We start from the raw sequence: 15,587 nt of genomic DNA, 5'->3' as shown, positions 1-15,587 counted from the left end.
TTCGTCGGGGACGGATTGGGTGGTCTTTTGAGGGAACTCGGTGCTGCTGGAGCCCGCAGCATGCGGCCTCCAGCAATGCTGGGAGAGCGCAGATTGAGCGGATAATTCGAAAGTTGCAAATGCAGTACGACTTGGAGGAGTGGATGAGCAGGCAAGATGAAGAGGCCAATGGCGATGGCGCTGCTGGTGCGGGACAAGGTTCTACACCGCAGCCAGGTTACTCGAACGTGTCGCTAGCACGGCTGATCAAAAATACGGGGTGCGACCGTGAGACGGCCATGAAGGCCATGAAGGATCTGCCGAACGCCGCCTTGCCCGAACTTGAAGCGCGCGTCTTGGTTATTCGGGGCGAAGGCCGCCGGCCTGATGGTTCCTAGCAATCGCAATTCTTCGCTTTGCGCAAGCGCGCTGCGAGTGGGTCTGCGACCGTTTCCTGCCGATGTAAGCGAAGCTGGGTCCGTGATGCCCTGCATCGCGTCAGGTCGCGTTGATGACGCCGAGTAGCCTGGCAGCAGGCTGGTAGCGCTATCACCGACCTTGACGTTGCACATCTGGAAGATTTGCAGGCCCTAAGGCCTTGATGGTCGTTGGTGCTCCCGTTTGTCGAGGAGCATCGCAGCCGCGCTAGAGAGGCTGCACTTCTGGCGGCGGAAGTTTGGTCGTAGTCGGCGCTGCTCTTGAACGGGCTACTGGGAACTGCCACGTTACCGGCAAAATTCGAGCAGGCTTGACTGTGACTACTGCGAAAAATCCATTTATTTCTGGTGTTCGTGGGCACGTTCCTTTGCGCCCATGGCTCTTAATGCTGGAACCAAATAATTTTGAGATTTCTCCCAAATGCCCTTCTTGGTGAAAGGCGTAAGTGTTGGCTTTGATTTTTCGTTCTCTCTGCTAATTTTCCAAGCGGAGGTCAGAATTTTCCCATCAGCCTGAACGCCTGTCACGACCAGTTGCTCGTCGATGATTTGCATTTTTCTGACTGGAGTGCTGGGGAAGTCTTTTGCGACGCGAATCCAAGCTTCGCAAATAAAAATCAAACCATGAACTTTTAGATTGGATATGATTTCTGAAATTGTTCGCCAAAAAATTAATTTGTCGGCGCCATCTGAAAAGTTTGTTCCAATTTGCTGGATTAATCTGCTTTCGGCGTTGAACAAAAATAAAATGGGGGCATGATAGCCGTGCAAATTGAACGTAGTTTCAGCCACCTCGCAAAAATGTGAGAAAAGCAAATCGAATGTGAGTGTTTGGTTGCCCTCGATTCGAGCTCGGGACCAGATTTCCTGCAACTCTCTTGGCAATGCGGGCGCTGTTTTGCGATCAATTAAAAACTGTTCCGTTGCTATGGAATGGGATTGTTGACCATTGATTTTTATATATTGAGTCTGTCGGGATTTTTCACGACTGCTCTCAGTCACGCTTGGTCTCTCAATGCGCTCATCGATAGTGCGGCCCATGTGCTTGGCAAGTGCTTCGCAGCATTCGAAAATTCGTGCGTAAACATATCCCATGGCCTGTAATAGCTCAGAGTCTGGCAGGTTTGATGAAATCCAGCGCCGTTCGATCTTGACACTGGCTACGTCAGATACGCCCGATGGAAGGTGTTTTTGCGCATGTCGTATTAGCTTTTTTACACCTGCGCGCAACAAATCATCGTGCTCCAATGGGAGTTCAGCGTCTTGCTCTTCGTAGTAGGAAAAAATTAAAGTTGCACTAAGAGAACTAAATGTTTTTAAATCACCTTCCTTTTCAATGATGTTGCGTGATTCCTTGGCCCAACTCATTGTCGAGTCACCGCTCCATTTGGTGAGTACAGATTTCTTATACCAATTTTCAAAATCAGGGATCGTTGCTTTATTTTTTTGAATGATAAATGTAACGGTTCGAGAGGTTTGTAGAAATTGGTTTAGGTTTCTGCGAAATAATTCGGGATCGAAATATGAGACTTGACAACTAGTCAGTAGGTGGCGCAGATCGTTGAGTCTTTTTTCCCAAGCAAACATTTCAAGTCCTATCGATCACAAAGTAATGAAGTTGCCCGACGTTACGGCTAGTGCAGTTGACGGCAGCAGGGCTGCAGGGGGGGCGTGTGTGGGCAGTACTAGTACTATTTCGTAGCCGATAAGTGAGATTTCTTCTGGGCTCTCGGCGGACGCTCGTAAAAAAGCCCGCGCTCGGCGGGCTCAGCGAGGTTCACTCTGCGGGGCTCAACAACTCAAGGGCGCGTCGCACGTGGCGCTCGGCCACGTCTTGGTTGCGGCAGTAAATTTCCCTGTTGCCTGACCGTTTGTTGGGCGCATGACCCGCCTCGGTGCTCCATACGATTTCGGGATGATCCAACTCCAGCATATAGCCGCTGCCGTTGCCAATGAGGGGGGTGGGCTTCATCGTGCCGATCGGGACGCCGTCGAGCAGGACGGCAAGCATTCTTATGTGAGGGGTGGCGCGTCGGTGTCGTGCGAAGGTAATAGCCCGCTCCCGAGAGGAGGGCTCTGCGGGCGGCTGCTGGGGTGGGTTGGGTGGGCGAGTCGTGTTCATGGGCGTGGTCCGAGAGGGCTCGATCTTGAAAGGCGAGTCATTTTGCCCTTCGGAGCGTTGCGCAGAACACGAGCCGAAGACGTTGCCCACTCAGCTTGCCGTAAGCCGTGTATGGAGTCGCTCTTGCGAGATGTTGCGTCCATTGGTACTGGCTCGGACCGACGAGCGGTTCGCTCCACGTCAATTTCATACGAAGCGCAGCCTTCTGAGTGAGGCCGGCCGAAATTGCGCTGAGGGAAATGAAAATCGGCGCGATACCTTATGAGCATCGCGCCGATTCAATCATTTTTAGGTTGTTGGGTCAGATGTTGGATGACCACTCAACACGGGCTAGAAACCCGCATGAAACCTAGATAGTTGGCGGAGCAGGCGGGATTCGAACCCGCGGAGGGCTATTAACCCTCACACGCTTTCCAGGCGTGCGACTTAAACCGCTCATCCACCGCTCCTGAGCCCACGATTGTAGCGCGGGTTTTCAGCCGTTTCAGTTCGGGCCGGCGCTTTTCCCGGTTTGGATCATGCGCATGGCCGACGAGATCAGCGCGGCCGTCTCGGTCATGTTGCTCGGCACGATGAGCGTGGTCTTCGAATCGGCGGCAACCTTGCCGTAGGCATCGACGGCGCGCTCGGCCACCTTCAGCTGCACGGCCTGTTCGCCGCCCGGCTGGCGGATGGCCGCGGCCACGCGTTCGATGGCGTCCGCCGTGGCAGTGGCCACGGCCGTGATGGCAGCGGCTTCACCTTGCGCGTTGTTGATCTGCGCCTGCTTCTCGCCCTCGGAGCGGGCAATGAAGGCTTCGCGTTCGCCGGTGGCGATGTTGATCTGTTCCTGGCGACGGCCTTCCGAGGCGGCGATGAGTGCGCGCTTGCCGCGCTCGGCCGTGATCTGCGCCTGCATGGCCAAGAGGATTTCCTTGGGCGGCGTCAGGTCCTTGATTTCGTAGCGCAGCACCTTCACGCCCCAGTTGAGTGCGGCCTCGTCGATGGCGGCCACGACCTGGGCGTTGATCACGTCGCGCTCTTCGAAGGTCTTGTCGAGCTCGAGCTTGCCGATCACACTGCGCAGCGAGGTCTGTGCGAGCTGGGTCACGGCCACGATGTAGTTCGACGAGCCGTAGCTCGCGCGCATCGGGTCGGTCACCTGGAAGTACAGGATGCCGTCGACCTGCAGCTGCGTGTTGTCGCGCGTGATGCAGATCTGGCTGGGCACGTCGAGCGGGATTTCCTTCAGGCTGTGCTTGTAGGCCACGCGGTCGATGAACGGGATCAGGAAGTTCGGGCCGGGCGTCATGGTGCCGTGGTACTTGCCCAGGCGCTCGCGCACCCATGCGTTCTGCTGCGGCACGAACTTGACCGACTGGCTGATGAAGATGATCGCGATGACCAGGATGATGAGAGGAACTGAAAATTCCATGGTGTGCTTCCTTTTCGAATGCGTTTTTCTGACGGACGGATTGAACTGCTAGATCTTGTCGACCACGAGGCGACTGCCGATCACCTCGACCACGCGATGCTCGCCGGTGGAGGGCGCATGGCCCGCGCGCAGCACGACGGTCCATTGCGAGCCGCGGTAGCGCACGGTGGCGGTGCCGTCGGGGTTCCAGGCATCGACGTACACGCTCTCGCCGATGTCCAGGTTGAGGTCGCGGTTGGCCTCGCTGGAGGGCTCGGCAGGGCGGTTGCGGCGGATCAGGTACCAGGTCACGACCGCGCCCACGCCGACCACGGCGGCCACCAGCAGCTGCGTGACGAGGTTGAAGCCCAGGTGCGCGGCGATGGCTGCGGCGGCGAAGCCGGCGGCCAGCAGCAGCAGGTACACCGTGCCGGACAACAACTCGGCCACGATGGCCGCGCCTGCGATCAACCACCAGAAGGTGGGATTTCCCATGGCAACTCCTCTCTTCTTTTGTTACTTGGACCTTCGCCATTCTGCGGCATGGCGCGCCATGCGCCTGTGTCGCGTAGGGATATGGCGCCCGCCGGGGCTGCTCGGGCCGGCGTGCCCTGCGGGGCTTGCAGGCGCCCGACGCAATCCGTCATCCGAATTCCGTACACTTCGCGCCTCGCTCATTGCCTGTCTGACTGCCTGTCCGGAGCCCCGCTCATGAAATTTCGCTTTCCCATCGTCATCATCGACGAGGACTTCCGCTCCGAAAACACTTCGGGCCTCGGCATCCGCGCGCTCGCGCAGGCCTTCGAAAGCGAGGGCTTCGAGGTGCTGGGCGTCACGAGCTACGGCGACTTGAGCCAGTTCGCGCAGCAGCAAAGCCGCGCCAGCGCCTTCATCCTGTCGATCGACGACGAAGAGTTCTCGGTCGGCCCCGACCTCGACCCGGCCGTGCTGAGCCTGCGCAGCTTCATCGGCGAGGTGCGTCGCAAGAACGCCGACGTGCCGATCTACATCTACGGCGAGACCAAGACCTCGCGCCACATCCCGAACGACATCCTGCGCGAGCTGCACGGCTTCATCCACATGTTCGAGGACACCCCCGAATTCGTGGCGCGCCACATCATCCGCGAGGCCAAGAGCTACCTGGAAGGCGTGCAGCCGCCGTTCTTCAAGGCGCTGATCGACTACGCCGAGGACGGCTCGTACTCGTGGCACTGCCCGGGCCACTCGGGCGGCGTGGCGTTCCTGAAGAGCCCGGTGGGCCAGATGTTCCACCAGTTCTTCGGCGAGAACATGCTGCGCGCCGACGTCTGCAACGCGGTGGAAGAACTGGGCCAGCTGCTCGACCACACCGGCCCGGTGGCGGCCAGCGAGCGCAATGCGGCGCGCATCTTCAATGCCGACCACTGCTTCTTCGTGACCAACGGCACCAGCACCAGCAACAAGATGGTGTGGCACCACACGGTGGCGCCCGACGACGTGGTGGTGGTGGACCGCAACTGCCACAAGTCGATCCTGCACGCGATCATCATGACCGGCGCGATTCCGGTGTTCATGAAGCCCACGCGCAACCACTTCGGCATCATCGGCCCCATTCCGAAGAGCGAGTTCGAGCAGAGCGCCATCAAGGCCAAGATCAAGGCCAACCCGCTGCTCGCCGACGTGGACCCGAACAAGGTCAAGCCGCGCGTGATGACGCTCACGCAGTCGACCTACGACGGCGTGATCTACAACACCGAGACCATCAAGAACATGCTCGACGGCTACGTCGACACCTTGCACTTCGACGAAGCCTGGCTGCCGCACGCCGCCTTCCACCCGTTTTACGGCGCCTACCACGCGATGGGCAAGCGCCGCGTGCGCCCGAAGGAGTCGCTGGTGTTCGCCACGCAGTCCACGCACAAGCTGCTGGCCGGCATCAGCCAGGCCAGCCACGTGCTGGTGCAGGACTCGCAGAACCGCGCGCTCGACCGCGATCTCTTCAACGAGGCCTACCTGATGCACTCGTCGACCAGCCCGCAGTACGCGATCATCGCGAGCTGCGACGTGGCCGCCGCCATGATGGAGCCGCCCGGCGGCACCGCCCTGGTGGAAGAGAGCATCCTGGAAGCGCTCGACTTCCGCCGCGCCATGCGCAAGGTCGAGGAAGAGTTCGGCAAGGACGAGTGGTGGTTCAAGGTCTGGGGCCCCGAGAAGCTCGTCGACGAGGGCATCGGCCGCGCCGAAGACTGGATCATGCACGGCGAGAAGAACGGCAAGCCCAAGAGCAAGAAGTCGCCGCGCAACTGGCACGGCTTCGGCGAGCTGGCCGACGGCTTCAACATGCTCGACCCGATCAAGTCGACCATCGTCACGCCGGGCCTGGACCTGGAAGGCAACTTTGCCGAGACCGGCATCCCCGCCAGCGTGGTGACCAAGTTCCTGGCAGAGCACGGCGTGATCGTGGAGAAGACGGGCCTCTATAGCTTCTTCATCATGTTCACCATCGGCATCACCAAGGGCCGCTGGAACACGCTGCTCACGGCGCTGCAGCAGTTCAAGGACGACTACGCGCGCAACCAGCCGATGTGGCGCATCCTGCCCGAGTTCTGCCAGCAGCACCCGGGCTACGAACGCCTGGGCCTGCGCGACCTGTGCCAGCACATCCACCAGCTGTACGCGCGCTACGACGTGGCTCGTCTCACGACCGAGATGTACCTGAGCGACCTCACGCCGGCCATGAAGCCCAGCGACGCCTTCGCCCACATCGCGCACCGCAAGACCGAGCGCGTGGAGATCGACGAGCTCGAAGGCCGCATCACGACCAGCCTGATCACGCCGTACCCGCCGGGCATTCCGCTCCTGATCCCGGGCGAAGTGTTCAACAAGAAGATCGTCGACTACCTGAAGTTCTCGCGCGAGTTCAACCTGCAGTGCCCGGGCTTCGAGACCGACATCCACGGCCTCGTGGCGCGTATCGACGAGACGGGCAAGAAGCGGTACTACGCGGACTGCGTGCGTCAGGCAAGTTGAGAAAGGGGCGTGCCCCGGTGAGGGGCACGGTCTGCGAAGGCGGGGCTAGCCTTCGCGCACGCGCATGAAGCGGGCAAATTTGGGCAACCCGCTCGGGTGCGTGCCGTTGTAGCGGTAGGTCACCAGGCTGCCGATCGGCGGCGGCTGGTCGCGCTCGGCGTCGGTCAGGCCGGTGCCGAGCCGGAAGCGCTGGCCGTCGGGCATCTCGACCATCAACGCGCCGAGCCGGCCGTGGTGCTTGCCCTTGCCGGGCAGGTGCGCGACCACGCGGGCCTCGGCGTCTTCGAAGGGCTTGACCTTGAGCAGGTCGTTGTTGCGCTCGCCGCGGTACATCGATGCGCCCCGGTGCAGCATCAGGCCTTCGCCGCCCATCTTCACGGTCTTGTCGAGCAGCGCCTGCAGGTCCTCGTGCGTGGTGGCGGGCTGCTGCGGCACGGCCACCACCCAGGGCGCGTCGGTGATCGGCAGCAGCTTGCGCAGCGCCGCGAGGCGGGTGTTGAAGTCGCCGCCCTGGGCGGGCAGGTCGAACACCATGAAACGGATCTCGTGCCAGGCCGTGTCGCTGGGCGTCTGGCTGCGCACGGTGGACATCGTGTGGTTGAAGCGCCCACGTCCCGCCCACAGTTCGCCGTCGAGCGGCTGCTTGGGCAGCGAGGCGGTGAACCACGCTGGCGCCATGACGGGCTCGCCGCCACGGGTCCAGAGCTTCTGGCCGTCCCAGTAGCCGCGCACGCCGTCGAACTTCTCGCTGACCCAGTAGCCCGCGAGCGACATGCCGGGGCGGTACACCTCGGCCAGCATCAGGGCGGGGGCGGCCGCGCGCGCGAACGCGGCGCGGCCCGAAAGGGCTGCGCCCAGTCCCGCGAACAGGAGGAGGGTGCGTCGGTTCAACACGGTGGCAGGCGCTGGGAGCCGAGAGGGGGAAATTACTCCGCCATGCCTCCGACCACGTTGCTGAAGCCGCCGTCCACGTAGGTGATCTCGGCGGTCACGCCGCTGGCCAGGTCGCTCAGCAGGAAGGCGGCCACGTTGCCGACTTCCTCGATGGTCACGTTGCGGCGGATCGGCGAGGCGTCGGCCACGGCCGTGAGGATCTTGCTGAAGCTCTTGATGCCGCTGGCGGCGAGCGTCTTGATGGGGCCGGCGCTGATGCCGTTCACGCGCATGCCCTTCGGGCCGAGCGAGGCGGCGGTGTAGCGCACCGACGCCTCGAGCGAGGCCTTGGCCAGGCCCATGGTGTTGTAGTTGGGCAGCGCGCGCTCGGCGCCCAGGTAGGTCAGCGTGAGCAGGGCCGACTTGTCGTTGAGGTAGGGCAGGGCCGCCTTGGCCATGGCCGGGAAGCTGTACGCACTGATGTCGTGCGCGATCTTGAAGCCTTCGCGCGAGAGGCCTTCCAGGAAGTCGCCGGCGATCGATTCGCGCGTGGCGAAGCCGATGCTGTGCACGAAGCCGTCGAATTTGGGCCAGGTCTGCGCGAGGTCGGTGAAGAGCTTGTCGATCTGCGCATCGTCGCCCACGTCGCAGTCGAAAATCAGTTTCGAGCCGAAGTCTGCGGCATATTCGGTGATACGGTCCTTGAATCGCTCGCCGACATAACTGAAGGCGAGTTCCGCGCCCTGGTCGTGACAGGCCTTGGCAATGCCATATGCAATGGAGCGATTGCTCAACACACCGGTGATCAACAGTTTCTTGCCGGAAAGAAAGCCCATGAAGTTGCCTCGTGAAAATCTTGGGCAGAATTCTCGCATGCGAGGTTGGCTGCTCTGGATGTTGGCGCTCCTGGCGCTGCCCTCGTGGGCGGCGCACGGGCTGGGCATGGGTTACGAGCCCAAGTATCCGGCGTCGTTCACGCATTTCGACTACGTGAACCCCAACGCGCCCAAGGGCGGCGACCTGACCCTGTCGGCCGCCGGCAGCTTCGACAAGCTCAACCCCTTCACCCTGCGCGGCGTGCCCCCGGTGGGCATGGGCTACAGCGCCAACGGCTTCGTGTTCTCCGAGTACGGCCTGCTCTTCGACTCGCTGACCACGCCGAGCGAGGACGAGCCCTTCTCGCAGTACGGCCTGCTGGCCGAAGACATCCAGCTCGCGCCCGACCGCTTGAGCGTCACTTTCCGGCTGAACCCCAAGGCGCGCTTTTCCGACGGCTCGCCGGTGCTGGCGAAAGACGTGAAGTACTCCTTCGACACCCTGCGCAGCAAGCTGGCCGGGCCGACCTTCCGCTCGTACTGGGCCGACATCAAGGAGGCCGTGGTGACGGGCGAGCGCACCATCCGCTTCGACTTCGTGCGCCAGAACGCCGAGCTGCACATGATCATCGGCGGGCTGCCGGTGTTCTCCAGCGCCTGGGGCAAGGGCAAGCCCTTCGACCAGATCGTGGCCGAGGCGCCGATCGCGAGCGGGCCGTACGTGGTGGACAGGGTCGATTTCGGCAAGTTCATCTCCTACCGCCGGCGCCCGGACTACTGGGCCGCCAACCTGCCGGTGCGCAAGGGGATGTTCAACTACGACACGGTGTCGTACCAGTATTTCAAGGACTCGCTCGGCGAAGAAGAGTCGCTCAAGGCCGGCGCGCTCGACGCGATGGAAGAGCGCTCGATCATCGCGTGGGTGCGCCGCTACAAGGGCCGCCGCTTCGACTCCGGCGAGCTGGTCAAGGAAGAGATCGCGCATCGCCGCTTCACCGGCATGCAGGGCCTGGCGCCCAACCTGCGGCAGCCGCGCTTCGCCGACATGCGCGTGCGCAGGGCGCTGGCGCTGGCCTTCGACTTCGACTGGCTCAACGCCCACCTGTTCTACGGCCGCCGCGGGCGCACCCAGAGCTATTTCCAGAACAGCGACGACCTCATGGCCCAGCCCGAGGTCAGCCCCGAGGAGCAGGCGCTGATCGACAAGCTCAAGACCCGGCAACGCTACCTCGACAACACCAAGGGCGAGCTGCCGCGTCCCGACAGCAGCGGCGACACCGCCGAAGGCCTGCGGCGCAACCTGGTGAAGGCGCAGGAGTTGTTGAAGGAGGCCGGCTGGACCTACCGCGACGGCGCGCTGCGCGACAAGGCCGGCACGCCGTTCGTGATCACCATCGACATCGCCGACCGCAGCTCGGGCGTGGTGCTCGCGCCGTATGCGCGCAACCTCGGCAAGCTGGGCATCCGCCTGGACTACCGCCTGCGCGACCCGAGCCTGCTGAAGAAGAAGCTGGACGACTTCGATTTCGACATGGCCATCAGCCTCGTCGGTGGCTCGTCGAGTCCGGGCAACGAGCTCTACGACGACTTCGGCTCGAAATCGGCGAGCGAGAAGGGCAGCCAGAACCTGAGCGGCATCAGCGATCCGGTGGTCGACGAGATCGTCGAGGTGATCGTCAACAGCCACGACCGCGCCTCGCTCGCGGCGGCCGCGCGGCTGCTGGACCGCTACTTGCTCCACCAGCATTACATGACCCCGATGTACTACGGCAAGCAGTATTTCATTGCCCACAAGCGCAAGCTGCGCCGCCCGGACGCGCCCTTGCCGCAGCGCCTGCTGGCGGGGTCGGCGATGCTGACGATGTGGTGGATCGAGCCGAGCGCCAAGTAAGAGAACAAGAACACGCATGGCCGCCTACCTGATCCGACGCCTCCTGCTGATCGTTCCCACGCTGTTCGGCGTGCTGCTGCTCAACTTCGCGATCGTGCAGTTCGTGCCCGGCGGCCCGGCCGAGCAACTGCTCTCGCAACTCACCAACAAGGAGAACCGCATCTCGGGCGGCCCCACCGGCCGCACGCTCGACGCCAAGCAGGTGGCCGAGATCAAGGCGCTCTACGGTTTCGACAAGCCGGCCCCCGAGCGCTTCTGGCAGATGCTCAAGCAGTTCGCCCGCTTCGACCTGGGCAAGAGCTTCTTCCAGAGCAAGGACGTGTGGCAGCTCATCAAGGAGAAGCTGCCGGTGTCGATCAGCCTGGGGCTGTGGACCTTCTTCATCAGCTACCTCATCGCGGTGCCGCTGGGCGTGGCCAAGGCCGTGCGCGCGGGCTCGCGCTTCGACTTCTTCACGACGCTGCTGGTGCTTGTCGGCTACGCCATCCCGGGCTTCGTGCTGGGCGTGGCGCTGCTGGTGATCTTCGGCGGCCAGCTGCAGTGGTTCCCGCTGCGCGGGCTGACCTCGCCGAACTGGGAGTCGCTGAGCTGGGGTGCGCGCATCGTCGACTACCTGTGGCACATCACCTTGCCGGTGACCGCCATGGTGCTGGGCAGCTTCGCGATCACCGCGATGCTCACCAAGAACTCCTTCCTCGAGGAAATCCGCAAGCAGTACGTGCTGACGGCGCGCGCCAAGGGGCTGGCCGAGCGGCAGGTGCTGTGGAAGCACGTGTTCCGCAATGCGCTGATCCCGATCATCACGGGCTTTCCGACGGCGTTCATCGGCGCCTTCTTTTCGGGTGCGCTGCTGATCGAGACGCTGTTCTCGCTCGACGGCATGGGCCTGCTGAGCTACGAGAGCGTGCTGCGGCGCGACTACCCGGTGTTCCTGGGCACGCTCTATCTGTTCACGCTGATCGGGCTGGTGACCAAGCTCATCTCCGATCTTTGCTACGTCTGGGTCGATCCGAGGGTGAAGTTTGACTGAAGCCGCCGCCGTGTCCGTGAGCCCCGGGCGCCGTGCCTGGCGCCGTTTCCGCCGCAACCCGCTGGGGTTCTGGAGCCTGGTCGTCTTCTCGGCGCTGGTGGTGCTGAGTCTGTTCGCGGACGTGCTCTCCACCGACAAGCCGCTGGTGGTGCGCTATGAAGGCCAGACCTATTTCCCCGTGCTGCGCGACTATTCCGAGAAGACCTTCGGCGGCGACTTCGAAACGCCGGCCGACTACCTCGACCCGTTCATCGAGCAGCGCATCACGCAGGGCGACAACTGGGCGCTGTATGCGCCCAACCGCTACGGCCCGACCACGCTCAACTATTTCTCGAAGCCGCCGAACCCCGCCGCACCCTCGCACGAGAACCTGCTCGGCACCGACGAGCGCGGGCGCGACCTGCTGGCGCAGTTGATCTACGGTTTTCGCGTGAGCGTGCTGTTCGCGCTGGCGCTCACGGTGGTCGGCGTGGTGCTGGGCATCGCGACCGGCGCCGTGCAGGGCTTCTTCGGCGGCAAGATCGACCTGACCTTCCAGCGCCTGATCGAGATCTGGAGCGCGATGCCCGAGCTGTACCTGCTGATCATCTTCAGCGCGATCTTCACGCCGAGCGTGTCACTGTTGCTGATCTTGCTGAGCCTGTTCGGCTGGATGGGGCTGTCGGACTACGTGCGCGCCGAGTTCCTGCGCAACCGCCAGATGGACTACGTGCGCGCCGCACGCGCGCTCGGCGTGGGCAACCTGCAGATCATGTGGCGCCACATCCTGCCCAACAGCATGGTGCCGGTCGTCACCTTCCTGCCGTTCCGCATGAGCGCGGCCATCCTGGCGCTGACTTCGCTCGACTTCCTCGGTCTGGGCGTGCCCCCCGGCACGCCGTCGCTCGGCGAACTGCTGAGCCAGGGCAAGGGGAACATCGACGCCTGGTGGATTTCGCTGTCCACCTTCTGCGTGCTGGTCGTCACGCTGATGCTGCTGACCTTCATGGGCGACGCGCTGCGCGATGCGCTCGATCCCCGGAAGGCCGACAAATGATGACGACGCGCGACACGACGAAGAACCAGCCCCTGCTCGACGTGAAGGGGCTGCGCGTCGCCTTCGGCGGCAAGCCGGTGGTGCATGGCATCGACCTGCAGATCGCGGCGGGCGAAAAGCTCGCGCTGGTCGGCGAGTCGGGCTCGGGGAAGACCGTCACAGCACTCTCGCTGCTGCGGCTGGTGCAGAACGCCGACCTCGCCGGCGTGGCGACCCTGTCGGGGTCGCAGGCGCAGCGCGGTGCGCGCGACCTGCTGTCGATTCCGGAGCGCGAACTGCGCGGCATCCGCGGCAAGGAGATCGCGATGATCTTCCAGGAGCCGATGACCGCGCTCAATGCGCTGTACAGCGTGGGCGACCAGATCGCCGAGGTGCTCGAGCTGCACGAGGGGCTGTCGGCCCGCGCCGCGCAAGAGGCTTCTGTGCAGCTGCTGGCCGACACCGGCATTCCCGAACCGGCGCGGCGGGCGAGGTCGTATCCGCACCAGCTCTCGGGCGGGCAGCGCCAGCGCGCCATGATCGCCATGGCGCTGGCCTGCAAGCCGCGCCTGCTATTGGCGGACGAGCCGACCACGGCGCTCGACGTCACGGTGCGCGCGCAGATTCTCGAGCTGCTGGCCGAGCTGCAGCGCAAGTACGGCATGGCCGTGCTGCTCATCACCCACGACCTGAACCTGGTGCGCCGTTTCGCCGACCGCGTGGCGGTGATGGAGCGCGGCCACATCGTCGAGCACGGTCCGGTGGGCACGGTGTTCGAGGCGCCGCAGCATGCCTACACCCGCAAGCTGATCGACAGCCATCCGGCGCGCGACGTGGCCGAGGCGGCCGCCGATGGCGCGGCGCCGCCGGTGCTCGAGGCCCGGGCGCTGCGCGTGAGTTATCCGGTGTCGCGCCCTGGTTTTGCGGGCTGGTTCCGCAAAGGCGAGTTCGTTGCCGTGCAGGGCGCCGATTTCCGGATTGCGCCGGGCGAGACGCTGGGCGTGGTCGGCGAATCGGGGTCGGGCAAGTCGACGCTGGCGCTGGCCGCGCTCGGCCTGCTCAAGCACCGGGGCGAACTGCAGGTGACGGGGAAGGGCTGGGCGGTGGACCGCGCCTCCGACCTCGCGCTGCGCCGCACGATGCAGGTGGTGTTTCAGGACCCGTTCTCGTCGCTCTCGCCGCGCATGACGGTGGAGCAGATCGTGGGCGAGGGGCTGCGCGTGCATGCGCCCGAGCTCGACGCCGCGGCCCGCCGGGCGCGCGCGCTCACGGCGCTGGCCGACGTGGGGCTGAGCGAGGCGCAGTTCCCCGCGCTGCTCGACCGCTATCCGCACGAGTTCTCGGGCGGGCAACGCCAGCGGCTGGCGATCGCCCGGGCGCTGATCGTCGATCCGCGGCTGCTGGTGCTTGACGAGCCCACCAGCGCGCTGGACGTGACCATCCAGAAGCAGGTGCTCGGCCTGCTGCAGCGGCTGCAGCGCGAGCGGGGGCTGAGCTACCTCCTGATCACCCACGACGTCGAGGTGATCCGCGCGATGGCGCACCAGGTCATCGTGATGAAGGACGGCGCGATCCTCGAATCCGGGCCGGCCTTGCGCGTTCTCGACGCCCCCGAGCATCCCTACACACAGAAGCTGGTGGCTGCGGCGCTGCTGGAATAAAAAACGGAGACGGGTAGAAATGTCGAATATCGGACACGACCGGCGCGGTGCCTGGCGCGCGGCGCTGGCCTGCATGGTCACGCTGGCGGTGGCCATGGGCCTGGGGCGCTTCGCCTTCACGCCCATGCTGCCCATCATGCTGAGCGAGGGAAAGCTCGAGCTGGCCGGCGGCGGTTTGCTGGCGTCTCTTAATTACCTGGGCTATTTCTTCGGCGCGGTCAGCTGCGCGGCCATCGGCATCAAGGCGTCGAGCATGGTGCGCGGCGGGCTGCTCGCCACGGCCGCCTTGCTGGTCGGCATGGGGCTGCTGCACAGCTTCGTCGGCTGGGGCGTGCTGCGCGCGGCGGCCGGGGTGATGAGTGCCTGGGTCTTCGTGTTCGCCTCCGGCTGGGGGCTGCGCCGGCTGGCCGAGACGAACGCGCCCACGCTGGCCGGCGTGATCTACACGGGGCCGGGCATCGGGATCGCCATGACCGGGCTGCTGGGCGGGGCGCTGGGCCGCTGGGGTTCGGAAGCGGGCTGGATCGGCCTCGGGCTGCTGGCCGTGGCGCTGATCGCGGTGATCTGGCGGGTGTTCGATGACGGCGAGCGGGCGGGGGCGCCGGCGGGCGGGGCGGTGGCGAGTCCGGCTGTTGCAGCGGGCAGTGCCTCTGGATCGGCGTCAGCCCGAAGCGATGCGATCTGGCTGGTCGCGCTCTATGGACTGGCAGGCTTTGGTTACATCATTACGGCCACTTTCCTGCCCGTGATCGCCCGGCAGGCGCTGCCGGGATCGCCGTGGCCGGATTTCTTCTGGCCGTTGTTCGGCGCGGCCATCATTCCGGGCGCATTGATCGGCGCCCGCGCTCCAGTGCATTGGGACAACCGGCTGCTGCTGGCCGCCGCTTATGCATTGCAGGCGCTCGGCGTCGTTTTTTCGGTGGCCTGGCCGACCATTGCGGGTTTTGCGCTGGGCAGCCTGCTGCTCGGCATGCCTTTCACCGCCATCACGCTTTTCGCCATGCGGGAAGCCCGCCGGCTGCGCGGCAATGCCGCGGCCGGGCTGATCGGCTATGCCACGGCGTCCTACGGGGTGGGGCAGATCATCGGGCCGCTGTTTGCGGCGCCATTGGCCCAGCGCACCGGTTCTTTCGAACTGCCTTTGCTGGTGGCGGCGGCCGCATTGGCCCTGGGCGCGGTGCTGTTTGCCGTGGTCTGGTCGAAATACCGGCGCCCTGTGACCGCCTGAATACCGATGTCCTTCATTTATGCACGCGAATAGCATATAATTCGAGGCTCACGACCAAACGGGCGGGTACCAACCGCCCGTTTTTTTTGGTCTATGCATTCTCAAGCAGCAATTATTTGGCGTCGTGGCATCCG

Annotated in this window: 13 protein-coding genes and 1 tRNA gene; 7 read left to right on the top strand and 7 right to left on the bottom strand. The window is 63.9% G+C overall.

Going from position 1 to position 15,587, the window contains the following annotated elements; all coding sequences use genetic code 11:
- The first annotated feature begins 119 nt into the window (after positions 1-119).
- Positions 120-377 carry a hypothetical protein gene (locus tag AC1RGU_RS10595; RefSeq protein ID WP_492696363.1) on the top strand — a complete coding sequence of 86 codons (258 nt, stop codon included), beginning with the start codon at positions 120-122 and terminating at the stop codon, positions 375-377.
- Between the two features lie 378 nt (positions 378-755).
- Here AC1RGU_RS10595 and AC1RGU_RS10590 read toward each other — a convergent pair whose 3' ends face one another.
- From AC1RGU_RS10590 to AC1RGU_RS10570, 5 genes are all read right to left on the bottom strand, one after another.
- The gene (locus tag AC1RGU_RS10590) at positions 756-2,003 is read right to left on the bottom strand and encodes a hypothetical protein (RefSeq protein WP_492696362.1); all 1,248 of its coding nucleotides are present in this window, start codon (positions 2,001-2,003) and stop codon (positions 756-758) included.
- A 190-nt stretch (positions 2,004-2,193) separates the two neighbouring features.
- Positions 2,194-2,427, bottom strand: coding sequence for a hypothetical protein (locus AC1RGU_RS10585; protein ID WP_492696361.1), 234 nt, complete (start codon positions 2,425-2,427; stop codon positions 2,194-2,196).
- Between the two features lie 469 nt (positions 2,428-2,896).
- Positions 2,897-2,987: transfer RNA gene (locus AC1RGU_RS10580), tRNA-Ser, on the bottom strand.
- A 35-nt stretch (positions 2,988-3,022) separates the two neighbouring features.
- On the bottom strand, positions 3,023-3,952 hold the full coding sequence (locus AC1RGU_RS10575; RefSeq protein WP_056580537.1) for an SPFH domain-containing protein: 930 nt from the start codon (positions 3,950-3,952) through the stop codon (positions 3,023-3,025).
- A 48-nt stretch (positions 3,953-4,000) separates the two neighbouring features.
- Entirely contained in the window at positions 4,001-4,426 is a 426-nt protein-coding gene (locus AC1RGU_RS10570) for an NfeD family protein (protein WP_492696360.1), read from the bottom strand.
- 216 nt (positions 4,427-4,642) lie between these two features.
- Between AC1RGU_RS10570 and AC1RGU_RS10565 the strand changes: the two genes are divergently transcribed.
- Entirely contained in the window at positions 4,643-6,940 is a 2,298-nt protein-coding gene (locus tag AC1RGU_RS10565; RefSeq protein ID WP_062479834.1) for an arginine/lysine/ornithine decarboxylase, read from the top strand.
- A 45-nt stretch (positions 6,941-6,985) separates the two neighbouring features.
- On the opposite strand, the gene AC1RGU_RS10560 is transcribed toward AC1RGU_RS10565, so the two are convergent.
- Both AC1RGU_RS10560 and fabI read right to left on the bottom strand, forming a co-directional pair.
- Positions 6,986-7,834 (bottom strand): DNA ligase, encoded by an 849-nt coding sequence (locus AC1RGU_RS10560; protein ID WP_307588410.1) that lies wholly within the window; start codon positions 7,832-7,834, stop codon positions 6,986-6,988.
- Between the two features lie 32 nt (positions 7,835-7,866).
- Positions 7,867-8,649: an enoyl-ACP reductase FabI gene (fabI, locus tag AC1RGU_RS10555; protein WP_095745393.1), complete on the bottom strand. Its 783-nt coding sequence runs from the start codon at positions 8,647-8,649 to the stop codon at positions 7,867-7,869.
- Between the two features lie 37 nt (positions 8,650-8,686).
- Here fabI and AC1RGU_RS10550 point away from each other — a divergent pair, with 37 nt between their 5' ends.
- From AC1RGU_RS10550 to AC1RGU_RS10530, 5 genes are read left to right on the top strand one after another with little or no spacing between them, the layout of a single operon-like run.
- Positions 8,687-10,519: an extracellular solute-binding protein gene (locus AC1RGU_RS10550; protein ID WP_492696359.1), complete on the top strand. Its 1,833-nt coding sequence runs from the start codon at positions 8,687-8,689 to the stop codon at positions 10,517-10,519.
- A 16-nt stretch (positions 10,520-10,535) separates the two neighbouring features.
- The gene (locus AC1RGU_RS10545; protein ID WP_062479827.1) at positions 10,536-11,549 is read left to right on the top strand and encodes a microcin C ABC transporter permease YejB; all 1,014 of its coding nucleotides are present in this window, start codon (positions 10,536-10,538) and stop codon (positions 11,547-11,549) included.
- Positions 11,542-12,585, top strand: a complete 1,044-nt coding sequence (locus AC1RGU_RS10540; RefSeq protein ID WP_492696358.1) for an ABC transporter permease — start codon at positions 11,542-11,544, stop codon at positions 12,583-12,585. Before AC1RGU_RS10545 ends, AC1RGU_RS10540 begins: the two co-directional genes overlap by 8 nt.
- Positions 12,582-14,225, top strand: coding sequence for an ABC transporter ATP-binding protein (locus AC1RGU_RS10535; RefSeq protein ID WP_492696357.1), 1,644 nt, complete (start codon positions 12,582-12,584; stop codon positions 14,223-14,225). Before AC1RGU_RS10540 ends, AC1RGU_RS10535 begins: the two co-directional genes overlap by 4 nt.
- A gap of 19 nt (positions 14,226-14,244) precedes the next feature.
- A complete protein-coding gene (locus AC1RGU_RS10530) occupies positions 14,245-15,453 on the top strand; it encodes a YbfB/YjiJ family MFS transporter (protein WP_492696356.1) in 1,209 nt (402 codons plus the stop codon).
- The last annotated feature ends 134 nt before the right edge of the window (positions 15,454-15,587 follow it).

Source organism: Variovorax sp. GW823-FHT02B07, from assembly GCF_058797695.1.
Note: the sequence above shows the minus strand (reverse complement) of the source record. Positions and strands in the feature narration are given on the sequence as shown.